The following is a 1,235-nucleotide window of genomic DNA, read 5'->3' as shown; positions in this document are numbered from 1 at the left end:
ATATAAGATCGTCCAATCCCACGCTCCGCGCGGGCAACGAGCGCGCCTCGACCAACGCCCGCCTGCAAGGCACCGCCGCCGACATCATCCGCCGTGCCATGATCCGCAGGGAGGAGGCACTGGAAAAAGCAGGCCTTTCGGCACGCATGCTGCTGCAGGTGCATGACGAATTGATCTTCGAGACCGTCGAGGCGGAAGTCGAGGCAACGATCCCGGTCGTGCGTCACGTCATGGAGAACGCGGCGATGCCGGCGGTCTCGATGTCGGTGCCGCTGCATGTCGACGCGCGGGCGGCGAACAACTGGGACGAGGCGCATTAGCCGTCGTCGTCATCCTAGGGCGGAGCGACGCGAAGCGGAGCGCAGACCCTAGGATCCATGCCGTTACATTAGCCTTGGATGCAACGGTGCAAAATGAAGCCGCTTCCGAGGCTGCGCCAAGTATCCTTAAATCTGGGCCGCCGCGACATTCTCATGTCACGGCATGGATCCTAGGGTCTCCGCGACGTCGCTTCGCTCCTGCTTCGCCCTAGGATGACGAAGCGATGGGCCTCAAGCCGCTTCGGCCAGGCACTTGGCACACGTCCCGCGAAATTCGATCACCGCCTTCTTGGCGGCGAAGCCGGTGGAGCGCACCCATTCGTCCAACTGGTGGCCGACATCGTGGTCGGACATTTCGGTGACCTGCCCGCATGTGTCGCAGATCGCGAAGGCGGTCATCGAGTGGTTGTGGTCGTGCGGTTCGGCGCAGGCGACGAAGGAGTTGATGCTTTCGAGCCGATGCACGAAACCTGACTTCACCAGCGTATCGAGCGCGCGATAGACCTGGAGCGGCGCGCGAAAACCGCGCTCGCGCAGTTGGTCGAGCAAGGTGTAGGCACTGAGCGGTCCGCTGGCGGTCTCGAGTTTCTCGAGCACGCACAGCTGGTTCTTCGTCAGCACATCCCTTGCCGCCATGATCCTGTTTCCAACTCGCCTTGCGTCGCTTGTGCCGCGCACAAACGATCCATGTCCCATCCAGATAGCGACGAACAGGCCTTTTTGCTACTGTTTCCAGCATTCTGCCCGCGAGGCTGTCGAGAACATCGATCGGAGCGGGGCAACAGGCAGGTTGCTCTGCGATGTGACGTTCAAAATACTGACAATAGCTTCGGCAAGGATTGCCGCGCTTGGAAATTCGGTCGGGCTTGGGGAAGCAATCATGATCAAATTGACGCGGCGGACGCTGCTGGTCGG

3 protein-coding genes are annotated in these 1,235 nt (G+C 61.3%); 1 reads left to right on the top strand and 2 read right to left on the bottom strand.

Annotated elements, in window-relative coordinates:
* Positions 1–320, top strand: a 320-nt coding sequence (locus tag EN906_RS34510) for a DNA polymerase (protein ID WP_245484399.1), incomplete at its 5' end; no start/stop codon positions are given.
* A gap of 231 nt (positions 321–551) precedes the next feature.
* Here the strand turns inward: EN906_RS34510 and EN906_RS34505 are convergent.
* A complete protein-coding gene (locus EN906_RS34505) occupies positions 552–956 on the bottom strand; it encodes a Fur family transcriptional regulator (RefSeq protein WP_056594898.1) in 405 nt (134 codons plus the stop codon).
* A gap of 87 nt (positions 957–1,043) precedes the next feature.
* Positions 1,044–1,235 (bottom strand): hypothetical protein (locus tag EN906_RS37885; protein WP_206529261.1); only part of this gene is annotated, 192 nt, incomplete at its 5' end.

It is taken from the genome of Mesorhizobium sp. M7A.F.Ca.CA.004.06.1.1 (genome assembly GCF_003999135.1).
GTDB lineage: Bacteria > Pseudomonadota > Alphaproteobacteria > Rhizobiales > Rhizobiaceae > Mesorhizobium.
Note: the sequence above shows the minus strand (reverse complement) of the source record. Positions and strands in the feature narration are given on the sequence as shown.

Coding starts and splice junctions, on each gene's coding strand:
- EN906_RS34505 (WP_056594898.1), bottom strand. CDS start 956: ATGGCGGCAAGGGATGTGCTGACGAAGAACCAGCTGTGCGTGCTCGAG.